The 16,990-nt window shown below is 63.6% G+C and carries 19 protein-coding genes; 11 read left to right on the top strand and 8 right to left on the bottom strand.

From position 1 onward, the window contains the following. Positions 1–34 precede the first annotated feature (34 nt). The 4 genes from GJ698_RS07670 to GJ698_RS07655 all read left to right on the top strand — a co-directional run bounded on the left by GJ698_RS07670 (position 35) and on the right by GJ698_RS07655 (position 3,434). Entirely contained in the window at positions 35–949 is a 915-nt protein-coding gene (locus GJ698_RS07670) for a LysR family transcriptional regulator (RefSeq protein ID WP_154357012.1), read from the top strand. Between the two features lie 178 nt (positions 950–1,127). Then, the gene (locus GJ698_RS07665) at positions 1,128–1,418 is read left to right on the top strand and encodes an H-NS histone family protein (protein WP_154357011.1); all 291 of its coding nucleotides are present in this window, start codon (positions 1,128–1,130) and stop codon (positions 1,416–1,418) included. A gap of 77 nt (positions 1,419–1,495) precedes the next feature. Then, positions 1,496–2,785: a metal-dependent hydrolase family protein gene (locus GJ698_RS07660; RefSeq protein ID WP_154357010.1), complete on the top strand. Its 1,290-nt coding sequence runs from the start codon at positions 1,496–1,498 to the stop codon at positions 2,783–2,785. A gap of 34 nt (positions 2,786–2,819) precedes the next feature. Further along, positions 2,820–3,434 (top strand): LON peptidase substrate-binding domain-containing protein, encoded by a 615-nt coding sequence (locus GJ698_RS07655; protein WP_154357009.1) that lies wholly within the window; start codon positions 2,820–2,822, stop codon positions 3,432–3,434. On the opposite strand, the gene GJ698_RS07650 is transcribed toward GJ698_RS07655, so the two are convergent. After that, positions 3,431–4,390 carry a DMT family transporter gene (locus tag GJ698_RS07650; RefSeq protein ID WP_154357008.1) on the bottom strand — a complete coding sequence of 320 codons (960 nt, stop codon included), beginning with the start codon at positions 4,388–4,390 and terminating at the stop codon, positions 3,431–3,433. The genes GJ698_RS07655 and GJ698_RS07650 overlap by 4 nt on opposite strands. A gap of 78 nt (positions 4,391–4,468) precedes the next feature. Between GJ698_RS07650 and GJ698_RS07645 the strand changes: the two genes are divergently transcribed. Continuing rightward, a complete protein-coding gene (locus tag GJ698_RS07645) occupies positions 4,469–5,827 on the top strand; it encodes an erythromycin esterase family protein (protein ID WP_154357007.1) in 1,359 nt (452 codons plus the stop codon). Here the strand turns inward: GJ698_RS07645 and GJ698_RS07640 are convergent. After that, complete coding sequence (locus GJ698_RS07640) at positions 5,757–6,041, bottom strand: DUF1294 domain-containing protein (protein ID WP_371865178.1); 285 nt, start codon at positions 6,039–6,041, stop codon at positions 5,757–5,759. The genes GJ698_RS07645 and GJ698_RS07640 overlap by 71 nt on opposite strands. 47 nt (positions 6,042–6,088) lie before the next feature. Beyond that, positions 6,089–7,138 (bottom strand): tryptophan--tRNA ligase, encoded by a 1,050-nt coding sequence (gene trpS / locus GJ698_RS07635; protein ID WP_154357005.1) that lies wholly within the window; start codon positions 7,136–7,138, stop codon positions 6,089–6,091. A 250-nt stretch (positions 7,139–7,388) separates the two neighbouring features. Between trpS and GJ698_RS07630 the strand changes: the two genes are divergently transcribed. Beyond that, a complete protein-coding gene (locus GJ698_RS07630; protein ID WP_154357004.1) occupies positions 7,389–7,661 on the top strand; it encodes a CCDC90 family protein in 273 nt (90 codons plus the stop codon). On the opposite strand, the gene GJ698_RS07625 is transcribed toward GJ698_RS07630, so the two are convergent. Genes GJ698_RS07625 through GJ698_RS07615 form a run of 3 tightly spaced genes read right to left on the bottom strand, consistent with a single transcriptional unit; the run spans position 7,662 to position 10,384 of the window. After that, complete coding sequence (locus tag GJ698_RS07625) at positions 7,662–8,471, bottom strand: substrate-binding periplasmic protein (protein ID WP_154357003.1); 810 nt, start codon at positions 8,469–8,471, stop codon at positions 7,662–7,664. It abuts the gene before it with no gap. Then, entirely contained in the window at positions 8,468–9,706 is a 1,239-nt protein-coding gene (locus tag GJ698_RS07620; protein ID WP_154357002.1) for a TCR/Tet family MFS transporter, read from the bottom strand. Before GJ698_RS07620 ends, GJ698_RS07625 begins: the two co-directional genes overlap by 4 nt. An 18-nt stretch (positions 9,707–9,724) precedes the next feature. Continuing rightward, on the bottom strand, positions 9,725–10,384 hold the full coding sequence (locus GJ698_RS07615; RefSeq protein ID WP_154357001.1) for an HD domain-containing protein: 660 nt from the start codon (positions 10,382–10,384) through the stop codon (positions 9,725–9,727). Positions 10,385–10,583: 199 nt separating this feature from the next. On the opposite strand from GJ698_RS07615, the gene GJ698_RS07610 reads away from it, so the two are divergent. The 5 genes from GJ698_RS07610 (at position 10,584) to GJ698_RS07590 (ending at position 15,589) form a co-directional block, all read left to right on the top strand. After that, complete coding sequence (locus tag GJ698_RS07610; protein WP_154357000.1) at positions 10,584–11,075, top strand: chemotaxis protein CheW; 492 nt, start codon at positions 10,584–10,586, stop codon at positions 11,073–11,075. An 83-nt stretch (positions 11,076–11,158) separates the two neighbouring features. Continuing rightward, the gene (locus GJ698_RS07605) at positions 11,159–12,760 is read left to right on the top strand and encodes a methyl-accepting chemotaxis protein (protein WP_154356999.1); all 1,602 of its coding nucleotides are present in this window, start codon (positions 11,159–11,161) and stop codon (positions 12,758–12,760) included. A gap of 46 nt (positions 12,761–12,806) precedes the next feature. Beyond that, a complete protein-coding gene (locus GJ698_RS07600; RefSeq protein WP_154356998.1) occupies positions 12,807–14,318 on the top strand; it encodes a dienelactone hydrolase family protein in 1,512 nt (503 codons plus the stop codon). Continuing rightward, on the top strand, positions 14,315–15,334 hold the full coding sequence (locus GJ698_RS30615; RefSeq protein WP_208023788.1) for a lysozyme inhibitor LprI family protein: 1,020 nt from the start codon (positions 14,315–14,317) through the stop codon (positions 15,332–15,334). Before GJ698_RS07600 ends, GJ698_RS30615 begins: the two co-directional genes overlap by 4 nt. A 54-nt stretch (positions 15,335–15,388) precedes the next feature. Then, positions 15,389–15,589, top strand: a complete 201-nt coding sequence (locus GJ698_RS07590; protein ID WP_154356996.1) for a hypothetical protein — start codon at positions 15,389–15,391, stop codon at positions 15,587–15,589. Here the strand turns inward: GJ698_RS07590 and GJ698_RS07585 are convergent. Together GJ698_RS07585 and GJ698_RS31245 are read right to left on the bottom strand one after the other, a co-directional pair. After that, positions 15,586–16,251: a ribonuclease HI family protein gene (locus tag GJ698_RS07585; protein ID WP_154356995.1), complete on the bottom strand. Its 666-nt coding sequence runs from the start codon at positions 16,249–16,251 to the stop codon at positions 15,586–15,588. The two genes, GJ698_RS07590 and GJ698_RS07585, sit on opposite strands and share 4 nt — an antisense overlap. Continuing rightward, positions 16,251–16,988: a YXWGXW repeat-containing protein gene (locus GJ698_RS31245; RefSeq protein ID WP_154356994.1), complete on the bottom strand. Its 738-nt coding sequence runs from the start codon at positions 16,986–16,988 to the stop codon at positions 16,251–16,253. Before GJ698_RS31245 ends, GJ698_RS07585 begins: the two co-directional genes overlap by 1 nt. Positions 16,989–16,990: the final 2 nt, after the last annotated feature.

Below are 16,990 nucleotides of genomic sequence, written 5' to 3'. Positions count from 1 at the left end.
ATTTCCCGGTGAATTCTTTCGCCGTGGAATGCCCTTGAAGATACCTAAGAGTACGCTTGAGCAGTGGCAAGTCCTGCAGGCCATCGTCGAGTGCGGCGGCTATGCGCAGGCGGCGGAAGCCTTGCACCGCAGCCAATCCTCGGTCAGCTATATGGTGGCCAAGTTACAAGAGCAACTAGGCGTCGAACTGCTGGAAATCGACGGCCGCCGCGCGCGCCTGACCCGCAACGGCGAAGCGCTGCTCAACAAGGCCCGCGAACTGCTGGGCGACGCCTTCCAACTGGAACAACTGGCCGGTAGCCTGGCTGAAGGATGGGAGCCGCAAGTCAGCATCGCGGTCGACAGCCTGTTCCCGGTCGAACTGCTGGTGCAGGTGCTGCGCGATTTCGAACCCTGGGCGCGCCATACCCGCGTCAATCTGGAAGAAACCGTCCTCTCCGGCTCGGAAGACGCGCTGATCGAAAAGCGCGTCGACATCGCCATCGTCAGCCGCATTCCGTCGGGCTTTCTCGGCGATGCGCTGATGGATATCGAATTCGTCGCCGTCGCCCATCCCTGCCATCCGCTGCATGCCCTCGGGCGCGAACTGGAACTCGATGACCTCGGCCGCAACCTGCAAATCGTGGTGCGCGATTCCGGCACCCTGAATCCGCGCGACCACGGCTGGTTAAACAGCAATCAGCGCTGGAGCGTCACCAGTCCGCACACGCGGCTGGAAATGATTTGTAATGGAATCGGTTTTGGCTGGCTGGCCGAACACAAGATTAAAAACCAGCTGGAACAAGGCTTGCTCAAGCCTTTACCCTTGCGCGTCGGTCAACGACGTAAATTGTCTTTATCGCTGGTGGTGGCGAATCCTGAATTAGCCGGACCGGGCACATGCCGTTTAGCTAATTTAATTCGCAAAGTGGTGGCAGATGGGATACAGTTGCGCCCGTTGTGCGAATGAACCGGCATTTATATTCCCTAAACAGTTGTGGAAAATATCCGTTTTTATAGCTATATTGGTATTTGTTCGGATATATGTGGAATATCTCTGCAAACTTATGGTAAATTGCGCCTATCAAATCTCACACATTGTCACTTGTGGTTTTTTAAATCCAACCCACCGATAAGAAGGAAATAAGATGACGACTTACCAGGAATACAAAGCGAAGATCGCTGAACTGGAAAATCTGGCTGAAACCGCCCGCAAGGACGAAATTGCGCAGGCGAAAGAGAAAATCGCCACCATCATGCGCGATTATGGCCTGACCATCGCCGATCTGGGCGCTGTAGCCAAGGTCAAGACGTCCAAGCCGCGCGCGCCGGTGCCAACCAAGTACCGTGACGACGCCACCGGCCAGACCTGGACCGGCCGTGGCCGCGCGCCAAAATGGTTGGAAGGCAAGAACAAAGATGATTATCTGATTAAGTAATTCTTCAGCAAAAGCTGGTAGCCGGGGTTTATATCGATAAACCCGGTACCAGCTTTTTTCTTTTTGGGGCGCACTCCATGCAGCGTAGCGGCTTTGCAGTCTTATTCTCGATCTTAATCGGCGTATTCTCGCCGCAGGCGCAGGCGGCCGATACCCTGTTAAGTCCGGCGCGGGTGTGGACCGGAGAAGGTGCGGCGCACGCCAATTGGTCGGTGCTTATCAGCGGCGGCAAGATTGCCGCAGTCGGTCCCGGCGATAAAATGAATATCCCGGCCGGCGCCGAGCGTATCAGCCTGCCGGATGCGACGCTGATCCCCGGTTTAATGGATTTGCACTCGCACGTGCTGCTCCATCCATATAACGAAACCTCGTGGGATGACCAGGTCTTAAAGGAATCGGTGGAATACCGGACCTTGCTGGCCAGCCGCCACGCGGCCGCGACTTTACAAGCCGGTTTTACCACCTTGCGCGATCTGGGCACGGAAGGCGCGCTGTATGCGGATGTCGCGATTAAAAAAGCGATTAACGACGGCGTAATTCCCGGCCCGCGCCTGTTTATCGCCACCCGCGCGATTGTCGCCAGCGGCAGTTATGGGCCGTCGCCGCGCAGCTACCGCGACGATGTCGACCTGCCCAAGGGCGCGCAGGAGGCCAGCGGCGTTGACGAAGTCGTCAAGGCGGTGCGCGAGCAGGGCGCGCGTGGCGCGGACTGGATCAAGGTCTATGCCGACTACCGCACCGGCGTCGACGGCAGTTCGCGCGCCACCTTCACCCAGGCCGAACTGAACGCGCTGGTGCAGACCGCGCATGAATCGGGCCGCAAGGTGTCGGCCCACGCCAGCACCGACGAAGGCATGCGCCGCGCCACGCTGGCCGGCGTCGACACCATCGAGCACGGCTACGGCGGCAGCGAAGCCACGTTCAAATTGATGGCCGAGCGCCATGTGGCCTATTTCCCGACGCTGACGGCGCCGGAAGCCACCAGCGAATACTTCCAGAAATACCAGCGCAGCAACTGGCAAACCGCGCCCACGCCGGCCATGCAGGCCGCCGCGCGCGCCTTCCAGCTGGCGCGCAAGCTCGGCGTCACCATCGGCAACGGCAGCGATGTCGGCGTGTTTGCCCACGGCGACAACGCGCGCGAGCTGGAGTGGCTGGTGCGCCTCGGCATGACACCGGTGGAGGCCTTGCGCGCGGCCACCGTGGTCAACGCGGCGGTGCTGGACCAGTCCGCTACACTGGGCCAGATCCGCGAAGGCTATCTGGCCGACGTGGTGGCGGTGCGGGGCGATCCCACGCAAGATATCGCCGCACTGCGCAACGTGCAATTTGTGATGAAAAACGGAACCATTTTCCGTCGCCCTTGAACCGGGGCCAGCCATTTCGTGCGATGATAGCGAAATGCCATCCATCCCACTTTTCCCGTTGAAAACGATCCTGTTCCCTGACGGGCATCTGCCGTTGCAGGTGTTTGAAGTGCGTTACCTGGACCTGGTGAAGCGCTGCATCGCCAAGGGGGAAGAGTTCGGCGTGGTGTCCTTGTTGGACGGCAGCGAAGTGCGCGTGCCGGACCAGCATGAAACGCTGTCCGCCGCCGGCACCATGGCGCGCATCATCGACTGGACCGCGCCGCTGCCGGGGCTGCTGCAAATTTCCTGCATCGGCACCACGCGCTTCCAGGTCAAGTCCGCAGAGCAGCTCAAGCACGGCTTGTGGATGGCCGAAGTGGACGAGGTGGCCGAAGACATGGTGGTGCCGATTCCCAGCGAACAACAGGACGTGGCCAACGCGCTCGGCGCGCTGATCCGTTCGCTCCAGAAGAAACAGATTTCCACCGCCAATATGTCGCTGGCGCCGCCGTACCGGCTGGACGAAGCCGGCTGGGTCGCCAACCGCTGGTGCGAACTGCTGCGGCTGGACCTGGAAGAAAAGCAGCGCCTGCTGCTGCAGGAAAATCCCGTGCTGCGCCTGGAACTGGTGCAGGACGTGCTCAGCGAAAACGGCCTGCTGGATTAACCTGCGTGCGCCTTGCTGGCGTCTTCCAGTGCATGTATCCGTACCGACCACATCACGCCTGCCACCAGCAGCACCATAGCGGCGATCTCCAGCCCGCGCGGCAGTTGCTGCTTGTAGATGAAGCCGTACAGCAGCGCGAATAGCGTCTCGAATAAAATCAGCTGGCCCGACAGGGTCAGCGGCACCTTGCGGCTGGCCACATTCCACAGATGGTTGCCGATGGCCGAAGCGCCCAGCGCGATCACGCCGTTGACGAGCCAGAACAGGCCCCAGTCGCGTCCGCTGGCCGCGCCGGCGGCGCCCGTTACTTCGCCGTGGAACAGGGCGAAAGCCACCAGCGTGATCACCAGCGCGATCAGGCCGCTGGAAACGCCATACAGGGCCGACCACTCGCCGCTGCTGAAATGCGGATTGCGCTTCAGGTAGCGCGCGTTGTCGACCGAGTACCAGGTCCAGCAGGCCAGCGCGCCGGCCGCGCACGCCACGCCCAGCAGCTTGCTGGCCAGCGGCAGGCCGTTGCCGGCGTCATGGGTGAAGACATCGATATTGATGCAGGCGATGCCGGCCGCGACCAGCAGCAGGGGCAGCAGCAATTGCCGCAGCGGCACCGAGCCGTGGTCCTTGTGGCCGATCAGCGTGACCGAGATCGGCAGCACGCCGATGATCAGCGAGGTGGCCGCCACGCCGGCGAACTTCACGCCCAGCGCAAGCAGCATGTAATAGACGATGTTGCCGGCCAGCGCATGCTTGACCATGGCGACGATGTCGGCCCGGTCCAGCCGCCGCAGCAGCGCCGGCAGGCGCGAGGACATCATGACGGCGGCGATCAGGCCATAGCAGAGGTAGCGGCCGCAAGCCATTTCCAGCGGCGTGAAGGCGTTCAGGAACACCGGCGACACAAACACCATGCCCCACAGGGCTCCGGCCAATAAACCGCACAACACGCCATGCCACATCGCACACTCTTTCCAAAGCACAAGTTTCAAAATAACCATAGAGTGTCGCATATCTGCGTACATTTTGGAGGATTTATCATGTCCGACCAAACGACCATGGAGGTGTTGCGCACGCATGCGCTGCCTCTTCGCACTGACGACGACCTCGACGCGGTGGTCGATCATATCGGTGATGCGCCGCTGGTGCTGATGGGCGAGGCCAGCCACGGCACCAGCGAGTTCTACCAGCTGCGCGCGGCCCTCAGCAAGCGCCTGATCGTCGAACGCGGCTTCGACGCCATCGTGGCCGAGGCCGACTGGCCGGATGCCTTGCAGGTCAGCCGCTTCGTCCAGCTCAGCGGCGGCGACCAGACCGCCGACCAGGCCATGGCCGGCTTCGAGCGTTTTCCGCAATGGATGTGGCGCAACGTCGACATCGTCAGGCTGCTGTACTGGATGCGTCTGCACAACGAGCATGTGCATGCGCCCAACCACCGCATCGGCTTTTACGGCATGGACCTGTACAGCCTGCAAAAATCGATGCACGAGGTGGTGCGCTACCTGGACCGCGTCGACCCGCAAGCGGCCAACCGCGCCCGCGAGCGCTACAGCTGCATCGACCACATGGCGGCCGATCCGCAGTTCTACGGCCAGGCCGCGGCGCTGGGCCTGCGCACCGATTGCGAGGCGGAAGTGGTGCGCCAGCTGGCGGACCTGAACGCCCAGGCCGTCCAGCACCTGAGCAGCGCCGGCGGCGTGGTGCCGGACGAACTGTTCTACGCCCAGCAGAACGCGCGCGTGGCGCAGAATGCCGAGCGCTACTACCGCACCATGTTCGGCGGCCGCGACGAATCCTGGAATATCCGAGACACGCACATGGCCGACACGCTGGAAGCCCTGCGCATGCATCTGAGCGTGCGCAAGGGCGGGCCGGCGCGGCTGGTGGTGTGGGCGCACAATTCGCACCTGGGCGACGCCCGCGCCACCGAGATGGGCCGGCGCGGTCAGCTCAATCTCGGCCAGCTGATGCGCCAGCGCTGCGGCGCCGACGCCGTCTACCTGCTGGGCTTCAGCACGCACGACGGCACGGTGACGGCGGCCAGCCGCTGGGATGGCGCCGCCGAGTTGAAGCGGGTACGGCCGTCGTTGCCAGGCAGTGTGGAAGCGTTGCTGCATCAGTTGAGCGCGGCGGAGCCGCAGCGCCTGGCGCGCTTCATGCTGCCGCTGCGCGAACGGCCGGAAGTGGCGGCGGCGTTGCCGAAGTCCTTGCTGGAGCGCGCCATCGGCGTCATCTACCGGCCGGAGACCGAGCGGCTCAGCCATTATTTCGAGGCGGACGTGGCGCGCCAGTTCGACGCCGTCATCCACGTCGACCACAGCAGCGCGGTCAGGCCGCTGGAGTCGTCACCGCACTGGGTGCTGGATGAGTTTCCGGAGACATATCCATCTGGATTGTAGCGGCCAGCACCAGCGCCACGTTGAGCAGCACGGTCAGGCCGAACTTGATCTGGAAGCTGATCTTGCTGGATTTGTGGCGCAGCAGCTGCTGCGCCAGCAGGCCGCCGGGCCAGCCGCAGAACAGTCCGAGCAACAGCAGCGTGCGTTCGGAAATGCGCTGGCGGCGGTCGACGGCGGCCGACTTGTCGAGCGCGTAGGCGATGAAGCAGGCCACGCTGGCGACGCCGTAGAACGACGCCAGCCACAGCAGGTTGAGCGCGATCAGAAGTAGCGCAGGCCGAGGGCGGCCTTGACTTCGTCGGCGGTCTGCGCCGCCACTTCGCGCGCTTGCATGGTGCCTTCCTTCAGCAGCTGCATGATGTAGCCCTTGTCTTTTTCCAGCTCTTCGCGGCGGGCGCGGATCGGCGCCAGCATTTCCTGCAGCACCAGTTCCAGGCGTTTCTTGACGATGGAATCGCCCAGGCCGCCGCGCACGTAGTGGGCCTTCATTTCTTCCAGCTTGTCCTTTTCAGGGTCGAAGGCGTCCAGGTAGATGAAGGCGACGTTGCCTTCCAGGTGGCCGGGATCTTCCACGCGCAGGTGCAGCGGGTCGGTGTAGACCTTCTTGACGGCGGCGGTGATGTCGGCGGCGCTGGCGCCCAGGTTGATGGTGTTGCCCAGCGATTTGCTCATCTTGGCCTTGCCGTCGATGCCCGGCAGGCGGCCCAGGTCCGGCACCAGCGCCTTGCACTCGACCAAAATTTCCTTGTCGGCGATGCGGTTGAAGCGGCGCACGATTTCGTTGGTCTGTTCGATCATCGGGATCTGGTCTTCGCCGACCGGCACCAGCGTGGCTTTGAAGGCCGAGATGTCGGCGGCCTGCGAGGCAGGGTAGGTCAGGAAGCCGGCCGGAATGTCGCGCTCGAAGCCGCGCAGGGCGATTTCGGTCTTGACGGTCGGGTTGCGCTCCAGGCGCGCCACGGTGACCATGTTCAGGTAATAGAAGGTCAGCTCGGCCAGTTCCGGGATCTGCGACTGGATCAGGATGGTCGACTTGGCCGGATCGATGCCGACCGCCAGGTAGTCCAGCGCCACTTCGACCACGTTGCGGTGCACCTTGTTGGTGTCGTCCATGTTGTCGGTCAGGGCCTGGGAGTCGGCCAGCATGATGAATTGCTTGAATTGGTGCTGGTATTCGACGCGGTTGCGCAGGCTGCCGACGAAGTGGCCCAGGTGCAGCGGACCGGTCGGACGGTCGCCGGTCAGGATGATTTGCGGGCCTTTGGGTGCGGTGGCTACGGCGGCGGTTTGTGGCTGTTCAGGCAGACTCATCAGGGTTCCTTTGCGTTGCCCAGGTCCGGCGCTTGGATGTAAAAACGCCACCAGACGAGGGCGGCGTTGATAAAAGTATCACATCACTATGGGTAGACAGTGGCCGCTCGCGCTAGGAGCGGCGCCAATACGTGCGGGTGTGAAGGAGGGCGTAAAAAATCATGGCCGTATGGTTGCAGTTTGGTGGCGGTCTGTCAAGGTCAGGAACCAATTTGTGCGGGAGGCGGTCTAAGCTGAAAAGGAGAATAAGATGGCTAACAATTTCAACATGGTGGCGTTCATGGACTCACTGGTGGAAGGCGGATTCACGGAGCGGCAGGCGAAGTCGCTCGCCACGGCCCTGTACCATTTAATTGACAGCCATCTGGTCACCAAAGATTATCTCGACGCCCGGCTGGCCGAATTCCGTATCGACTTCAAACTGGAAATGGCGACGATGAAATCCGAATTGATTCAATGGATGTGCGGCGTCGTCATCGTCCAGACCGGAATGACAGCAGTGCTGTTCAAGCTGTTGCATTAGCTATTGGCGCGGCCGCACGCTGTCGGTCAGCACTTCCGGGCGGAAGTAGTGCAGGTAGCCTTCCATCACGTGGTTGGACTTGCCGGCTTTCTCCAGCGCGTCGCGCAGGATGGCGAAGTCTTCCGGCTTGAGCGCGTTCGACAGGTAGGCGCCGCTCTGGCGCCATGGCAGTTCCGGTATCGCCTCGGTGCGCAGCTTTTCCTGCAAGCCCTGCACCCGGTGGTCGCGGCGGATCGCGCCGGCCATCAGGCTCGGTCCCATGATGGTGAGGTCGGCCGATCCCATGTTCAGCAGCCGCGCCACGCCGATCACGTCCACCTCGACAAACAGCCGGCCCTGTTTCTGCAACTCCTCGATCAGCGCCGAATACTGCTCGCCGTAGTCGAAACCGCGCACCACGGCCACGCGCAGCTCGCGCCGCGCCAGCAGTTCCTGCGCATTGGCGATCGGCGCCCGGCTGGATTTCACCGAAATCAGCATCGCCCGGTGGTTAATCATCGGAATGAAGGTGCCGATCTGGTCGCGGTCCGCCGTGCGCGTCGCCGGCGCCAGCAGGTCGGCGCTGCCGCTCTTGAACATCGCCACCTGGCGCGCGCGCGGCACCACCACGAAGGTGAACTGGCAGCCGATCTTCGGCCCCATGCTGCGCAACAGGTCCGGATAAATCCCTTTCACATGCGTGCCATCGATAATCACGCTGGCGCCGTTGGCCGACACCGGCATGGCGATCTCGCGCGAGCAGCCGGTGGCGCCGGCGCTGTGGGCTGCAAAACTGGCGGCGCAGGCCGCGATCATGACGCGCAGCTTCATGCCGCCACCTCGTGTTGGTTGAAATAACGCTGGGCCACCAGCACGGCCACCGCCTGCATGGCCGCGCATAAATAAAAGGTGCTGCCGACGCGCCAGTCGCTGGACGCCAGATGGCTGACCTCGCCCAAAATCGCGGAGCCCAGCAGCGGCATGAAAATCACGCCCACGCTGCTGATCGATTGCAGCGATCCCATCAGCTCGCCCTGCTGGTCGGCCGCCGTGTCCTTGGAAATGATGCTTTGCAGGGCAGGGCCGATGGCAAACGACAGCACATTGCACAGGATGAGCACGTACATCATCCAGCCATGCGTGGCCAGGCCGTACAGCAGATACGTCACGCAGCCCGAGATCATGCCCAACTGCGCCAGCCGCACCTCGCCGAAGCGCTTGATCAGCAGCCCGAGCAGGCCGGCCTGCACCACCGCCGCCGTCAGGCCGACGCAGAACAGCGCCGCGCCGTTCTCGCCCGGCGTCCAGTTGAAGCGGAAGGTGGTGTACAGCACCCAGGTGGTTTGCAGCATCATGGCCGCCAGCGTCACCAGCGTGTAGGTGACGATCAGGCCGCGGATGTCGGTACGGCGCGCCAGCTTGACCAGCGCCGCCAGCGGATTGATCTTCGACAGCCTGAACGGCGCGCGGCGTCCGGCCGGCAGCGATTCCGGCACCGCGAAATAGCCGTACACCAGGTTGGCGGCCGACAGCCCGCCCGCCACATAGAACGGCAGATGCAGGTCCACCGTGCCCAGCAGCCCGCCCAGCATCGGCCCGCAGATAAAGCCCAGGCCGAAGGCGGCGCCGATCTTGCCGAAGCTCTTGGCGCGGTTCTCCGGCGTCGACACGTCCGACGCGTAGGCCGAGGCCACCGACATGCTGGCCGACGACATGCCGCCGATCACGCGGCCGATGAACAAACAGGCCAGGTTGGGCGCCCAGGCCGTGGTCAGGAAGTTGACGCTCATGCCGGCCATCGAATACAGCAGCACCGGGCGGCGGCCGACGCGGTCGCTGATGGCGCCCAGCATCGGCATGAAGATGAATTGCATCAGCCCGAAGACGGCGCTCATCATGCCGTACCAGTAAGCCTGGTTTTCACGGGTGCCGGCAAACTCGCCGACCAGCGCCGGCAGCACCGGCACGATCAGGCCGATGCCCAGCATATCGATGAAAACGCAGATCAGGACAAAATTCAGATTGCCGGCGGCAGTCGGCGCCGCAGGTGCAGCAGGTGTGTTCATGTGGACTCGATCGACGTGTTACGGCGCGGCCGGGCTGGCGGCCCACTCGGCGATGAAGTTGTCGCGGAAGGCGATCAGTTCGTTGAGCCGGTTCTCGGCCAGGCGGCGGCCGGCGGCGGTCTGCATCTTGCCGGGCAGGGTGGCCAGCTTGGTGTCGATGTGGTCGAGGGCGTAGGCTTTCTCGTCGAGGTCGCGGTGCAGCGCCATCGGATCGTCGGCATGCGCCAGCGCGGTGCCCATGCGGCCGGCCGTGTAGAACAGCCGCGCCAGGCCGACCGCGCCCAGCGCATCGAGCCGGTCGGCGTCCTGCACGATCTTGGCCTCGATGGTTTCCGGGCGGATGCCGGCGGAAAAACTATGGCTTTCGATGGCATGGGCAACGGCCGACAGCTTGTTCGGCGGGAAATCCAGTTCGGCCAACTGGCGGCTGGCCAGCAGCGCCGCCTTGCGCGAGGCCAGGTGGCGCTCGGGATCGTTCTTCGGCAGGTTGACCAGGTCGTGCAGGTAGCAGCCGGCCAATACGACCAGGGCGTCGGCCTCGGGATAATCGTCGAGCAGCAGGCTGGCGTTACGCCAGACGCGGTGCAAATGGTTGGTATCGTGGGCGCCATCCATCCCCTGCGCCGCGGTGGCCAGGGCGACCAGGCGCGGATGCCAGCTATTGAGCAAGCTATTCATCTATTTCCCTGAAAATATACGACGATTTAGTGCAAATCATACATGCTTGGCGAAGCTTGTGCAGAGGAAAAACCATGGCAGAACTGGCAATCTAGAAATTGCCATAAGTCTATTTGTTGCTTGACTGCATTTTTTTGATGCTATTGATCTTGACTTGCGGTAACATTATGCATAGTCACCACGCATTGAAGGAAAACCCATGTCTAACGTAAGCGAACTGCACGCGACGTCTCCTGCCGGCGAATACCTGGCCTTTACCCTGGGCCAGGAAGAGTACGGCATCGACATTCAAAAAGTCAGCGAAATCCGCAGCTACGAAACCCCAACCCGCATCGCCAACGCCCCGGAATTCGTCAAGGGCGTGGTCAATCTGCGCGGCATCATCGTGCCGATCGTCGATATGCGCATCAAGTTCAACCTCGGCACCCCGACCTACGACCAGTTCACCGTGGTCATCATCCTCAACATCGGCCACCGCGTGGTCGGCATGGTGGTGGACCGCGTGTCGGACGTCACCACGCTGTTGCCCGAACAGATCAAACCAGCACCGGAAATCGGTTCGGCCCTGAATACCGACCACATTGTTGGCCTGGGCACCATCGAAGAGCGTATGCTGATCCTGGTCGATATCGACAAGCTGATGTCCAGCGCCGATATGGGCCTGATCGAAAGCACGGCCCTGGCGGCGTAAGCGCCAGCGTCCACCGCGCCGGGCAGGACCCGATGCTGATCCCGTTTTTTGTTTTTGATTTACTCCGAGAGGTAGGTGCAAGAATGAATATGTTGGCGAATATCAGTATCGGCAAACGCCTGGCGCTGGGTTTTACCGTCATTTTGGCGTTTGCGGTGCTGATTACCGGCATCAGCGTGTGGCGTCTGCAAGGCGTGGCCTCGGCCACCAGCGAAATGATGCAGAACCCGCTGGCCAAGGAGCGCATGATCTCCGACTGGTCCGGCAAGATCGACAGCGGCATCCGCCGCACCACCGCCATCGCCCGCAGCAGCGACCAGACGCTGGGCACCTACTTCGCTGAAGAGTCCAAGGCCTCGTCCGCCGCTTCCGGCGAACTCCAGAAAAAAATCGAAACCCTGATCACCGACGCCGATGAGAAGGAACTGTTCGTCCGTATCGGCGAGCAGCGCAAGGTCTACCTGTCGTCGCGCGACCAGATCAACAAGCTGAAAACCGCCGGCGAACTGGACGAAGCAACCAAGATTTTTGAAAATGTTTTCCGCCCCGGCACCGCCAAGTACCAGGAGCTGATCGGCGAACTGCTGAAAATGCAGCGCGCGAAGATCGACGCCGCCGCCCAGCACATTGAAGACATCGCCAACAGCAGCCGCCGTTTGCTGTTCATCCTGGCCGCGCTTGTGCTGGCCTTCGGCGCTACCGCCGCCTGGCTGCTCACCACCGGCATCGTCCGTCCGCTGCAGGAAGCGGTGGAGGCGGCGCGCCGCGTCGCCAGCGGCGACCTGACCGGCCAGATCGACGACAGCGCCAAGGACGAAACCGGCCAGCTGCTGTCGGCGCTGAAGGAAATGAACACCAGCCTGCTGGGCATCGTTACCGAAGTCCGCACCGGCACCGACCATATCACCACCTCGTCGAGCGAAATCGCCCAGGGCAACCAGGATCTGTCGCGCCGCACCGAGCAGCAGGCCGGCGCGCTGGAGGAAACCGCATCGTCGATGGAGGAGCTGACCTCCACCGTCAAGCACAACGCCGACAACGCGCGCCAGGCCAACCAGCTGGCGGCATCGGCCGCGCAGGTGGCCGTGAAAGGCGGCGCCGTGGTGGCGCAGGTGGTGGGCACCATGGATTCGATCAACCAGTCGTCCAGCAAGATCGTCGACATCATCGCGGTGATCGACGGTATCGCCTTCCAGACCAATATCCTGGCGCTGAACGCCGCCGTGGAAGCGGCGCGCGCCGGTGAGCAGGGCCGCGGCTTTGCGGTGGTGGCGTCGGAAGTGCGCAATCTGGCGCAGCGCTCCGCCTCGGCCGCCAAGGAAATCAAGGCGCTGATCGGCGACTCGGTCGAGAAGGTCAACCAGGGCAGCAAACTGGTGGCCGACGCCGGCGTGACGATGGAGGAAATCGTCGCCAGCGTGCACAAGGTCAGCGACATGATCTCGGAAATCACCGCCGCCAGCAGCGAGCAAAGCGCCGGCATCAACGAAGTCAATCAGGCCATTGGCTCGATGGATGCGGTGACCCAGCAGAACGCGGCGCTGGTCGAGCAGGCCGCAGCGGCGGCGGAATCCATGCAGCAGCAGGCCGCCGCGCTGGCGCAGGCGGTCAGCGTGTTCAAGGTCGATGGCGTGCCGCGCCTGTCGCAGGCGCGCAAGCCGCTACAAATCGCTCGCAGCGTCTGAGCTTTTCACGTAACATTGCCTTTTTGGCTATGTGCGTGGGAGTGTGATGCGATTTCTTTTGTTGCTGCTGGCGGCCCTGGCGCCGCTGGTCCGGGCTGAAACCGGATTTGCCAATCTCGAACGGGGGCCGCACAGCGTCGGCTTCCGCCTGGTCCAGCAATACGATTATTCGCGCAGCTACCGCGAGAAAAACGATGTCGTCAACGGCCAGCCGTTCACCGGCGACCGTAGCCGGCCGGTGCAGACGCTGATCTGGTATCCCGCCGCATCCAACGCCGGCACGCGCCTCCCTTATTCCGACTATCTCCGCACCGAGGCGACCGACGTCCGCTTCGGCCGCGCCACATCCGAGCTGGACGCCTTTGTCGCGGGACGCCTCCAATCCGCCGGCGCGGCCATCGGCGAAGCGCAGGCCAAGGCCAAATTTTCCCAACGTATGTGGGCGGTGCGTGACGCCGCGCCGCTGGCGGGCAAATATCCGGTGGTGGTGTATGCGCCCGGCCGCGGCGGCGCCGCGCACGAGGTGGCCGACATCGCCGAGTACCTGGCCAGCCATGGCTACGTGGTGATCGCCAGCCGCAGCCTGGGCACGCGCAGCTTCGTGATGAATACCGATCTTGAAGGCGCCGAAACGCAGGCGCGCGACATCGGCTTCCTGGTCTCGTACGCGCATACGCTGCCGTTTGCCGATACCGCGCACATCGCGGCGGCTGGCTGGAGCTGGGGCGGCATGGCAAGTTTGTTCGCGGCCGCCGCCGACAACCGCATCGCCGCCGTCATCAGCCTGGACGGCACGCGCGAGCCGGAGCTGACCAGGACTTTGCCGGTGTCGCGCCTGACGATGCCGTGGCTGTACATCTCGCGCAAGCTGGCCACCATTTCGGGGCTGAACCAGGCCGGCATCGATACCTCATTCAGCCTGCTGAACGCGGCGCGCCACATGCAGCTGTACCAGGTGGTGATGCAGCCGATGGTGCATGTCGATTTTTCGTCGGACGTGCTGCGCTTCCAGCCGCCGTCGCACTTTGGCGATTACACCCGCGAGGAAGTGGAACAGGCCTACTACTGGAGCGCGCGCTACATGCTGGCGTTTGCCGATGCCTACCTGAAGAACGACGCGGCCGGCCTGGCCTTCGTGCAGCGCTCGCCGGCGCAGAACGGCGCCCCGCGCCATATGGCCTTGTACGAACCGCGCGCCGCCGATAGCGGTCCGGTGGCCACGCGCGCCGGCTTCGCCGCCGAACTGGCAAAGCGCGGCTTCGATCACGCGGTGGAACTCTACGCCACGCTGCATGGCCGCGACAGCGCATTCGTCTTGTCCGAGTCCGACATCAACAGCTGGGGTTATGAGCTGTTGGGCGCCAACAAGGAGGCAGGCGTGGAAATCTTCAAGCTGGGCGTATCGCTGTATCCGAATGACGGCAATCTGCACGACAGCCTGGCCGAAGGCTACGAAGCGGTATGCAACCAGCCGCTGGCCATCGCCAGCTACCAGCGCTCGCTGGAGCTCAATCCGACGAACGGCCACGCGCTGGCGCGCCTGAAAGCGTTGAAATGAAAGCGTATCACGTAGCCTGCGCCGCCATCGGCCTGCTGATCGCCAGCGCCGGCCTGGCCGCGCAGCAGTATCCGAACACGTCCACCTTCGGCGTGCCGTTTTCCAAGGACGAACCGTGGTATCAGCAATGCATGCGCGTGGCCGACCTGGGCGAAACGCCGCCCAGGGCCGCTGGCGATTGCCACGCCGGCGAGCTGTATTACGCCAAGCGCAGCCAGGCGGTGACCTCGCAGGGCGAGTGGGACCAGGTGCGCGCATGCGCCGTCGCCAGCTCGGACAACGCAGTGCTGATGATGTTGTATGCGAATGGTTTCGGCGTGCAGCGCAATGCCGACATCGCGCTGCACTACGCCTGCCAGCTTGATTTCATCGCCAAGGCCGAGATGGAGGCGCGTGTCGAGCATCTCACCTCGGGCAGGACCGGCAAGGCGCCGTTCGACCAGTGCGACGACATCACCAGCGGCTACATGGGCGGCATTTGCGCGTCAATCCGCGAAGACCTGAACAAGCAGGTGCGCGATGCGCGCCTGGAGCGCGTGACGAAAAAACTGACACCAGCCGGCCAGCAAGCCTTCGCCAAACTGCGCGCTGCGGCGGAACACTATATGGATGCCGCAGCCGGTGAGGTCGACATGCACGGCACGGCTGCTCATGCCTTCGTCTTGCAGCATATGGGCAAGCTGCGCGAGCAGTTCATGCAGGCGGTATTGGACACTGCCGGCGGCAAGCTGCCCGCCGCGTCGGCGGCCGCCTATGCGGAACGGGACGCCAGGTTGAACGAAGCGTATAAAGCCGTCATGGCAATTTCGTCCACGCAGGAGGGATGGCCGGACCGGATCGGCGACTCGACCATCAGCCACGCGGCGGTGCGCGACACGGAGCGCCGCTGGCTGGCCTACCGTGACGCCTTTACCGCGTTTGCCGCCAAGCTGCCATCGGCGCCCGACGCCGCCGCAGTCAAGATCCTGCTGACCAGCCAGCGCATCGCCCAATTGAGCAATCTCGCACGGAATTAATGCAGCTTGCGCGGGATTGAGGTAGAGTGGGTGCAGGTGGTACGGGAGACGATAATGTCGATTATCATTCATACAAAACGCAGCGCTGGCATGGTCCTGGGCGATTTCTTCGCCCTGGTCGGCATCATGACGGCCATGACCGGCAACCAGACCTTCGGCGGCTTCATGCTCATCAGCGGCATCGGCATCTACGCCACCACCGCCGCGACCCGCTGGGCGATTGCGAAAATAGCCTCGTTCTGGCGTAGCAGCTAGTTGTGAGCGTGGACGGCCTGCTGCGACAGGCGGTCCGCATCGCCGTTGCGGTGGCGCGGCACCCAGCGTAGCGTCACCTCGCCCAGTATTGCCATCAATTCCGTCACACGCTGACGATGTTCTTCCAGCCCTTTGGCGCCGCGCGCCGCGCCGAGATTCACATCATTGATCACGACCTGGCTGTCGCCGTGCACCGCCAGCGCTGTCGCGCCGTTGTCGCGGGCCGCTTCCAGCAGGGCCGTCAAGGCCAGATACTCCGCCTCGCTGCTGTTGCCGTGTCCTGCGCGGCGGCTGATTTCCAGCCGCTGCCCATCCGGCCCGCAGAGCAGGGCACCGATGCCGATCTGGCCGGGATTCGGATGCGCCGAGCCGTCGAACCATCCGCGCCAGCCCACGGCAGACGGCTGCATGGCCGCCTTGCGCGCCGCCGCTTTGTGCGCGCTTGCCGCCAGCCTTGCCTGCCGGCGTTCCTCGTCACGCCGACGCAGCGCCTCGCGCTCGGCCAGCAGGTGCGCCAGTCCCGGCGCGCCAGCGGCCAAGGTCAGCACCTGCAACAGCGCCTGCGCCTCGCTCCACTGCATGCGCGCCGCCAGACGACGCGCGGCCACGCGCTCGCCCTTGAAGGCGGCCGTGGCCAGCGTTTCAAACTCCGGATTGCTCATCAATCGCGACGACGGTTGTCGGGATGCTGGTCGTAGCGGTTAGGCACGCCGTCGCCATCGCGGTCGCGGTCATAGCGGTTCGGGATGCCGTCATGGTCCCTGTCGCCGCGGCCGCGATTGTCGCCGCGGTTGTCGTGACGGTCGTAGCGGTTGGGGATGCCGTCGTGATCGCGGTCGCCGTTCGGGCCGCGATCCCAGCGCGCTTCTTCGCGATACCAGTGGCCGTCGCGTTGCGTCCAGCGCGGCTGGTTGTAGACGTAGCCTGGACGCGAGGCGATCCAGCTGCCGCCTATCCATTCGTGGCGGTTGCCGCGCCATTCCCAATAGCCCGGCGCCCAGATGTAGCCGGGACGCGGCGCAGGGATGACTTCATACCGTGGTGGCGGCGGTGCGACGGTGATGTAGTCGACGCGGGACGGGCCGCTGACGACGTACCAGCCACCCGGATCGAAACGCCAGCCGCGGCCATCCTGCACCCAGGCCGCAGGACGCCAGCTGCTGCCGATGCGCTCACGTTCCCAGTGGCCGCCCAGCCATACGTGGCGGTGGCCGTCCCAGTTCCAGTAGCCCGGCGCCCAGACGTAGCCGCGGCGCGGCGCAGGCACGCTTTCAAAACGCGGTGCAGGCGGGGCGTTGCCGATGACGACGCTGACGCCGACTTGTGCGGAGGCGATGGATGGCACAAACGCTGCGGCGCTCAGCGCAAGCAGGGCAGTGGCGAAAATTGGCTTGATCATGA

It is taken from the genome of Duganella aquatilis, from assembly GCF_009674565.1.
Classification (GTDB): domain Bacteria; phylum Pseudomonadota; class Gammaproteobacteria; order Burkholderiales; family Burkholderiaceae_D; genus Rugamonas; species Rugamonas aquatilis.
The sequence above is the reverse complement of the archived record's forward strand: the minus strand, read 5'-3'. Positions and strand labels throughout refer to the sequence as shown.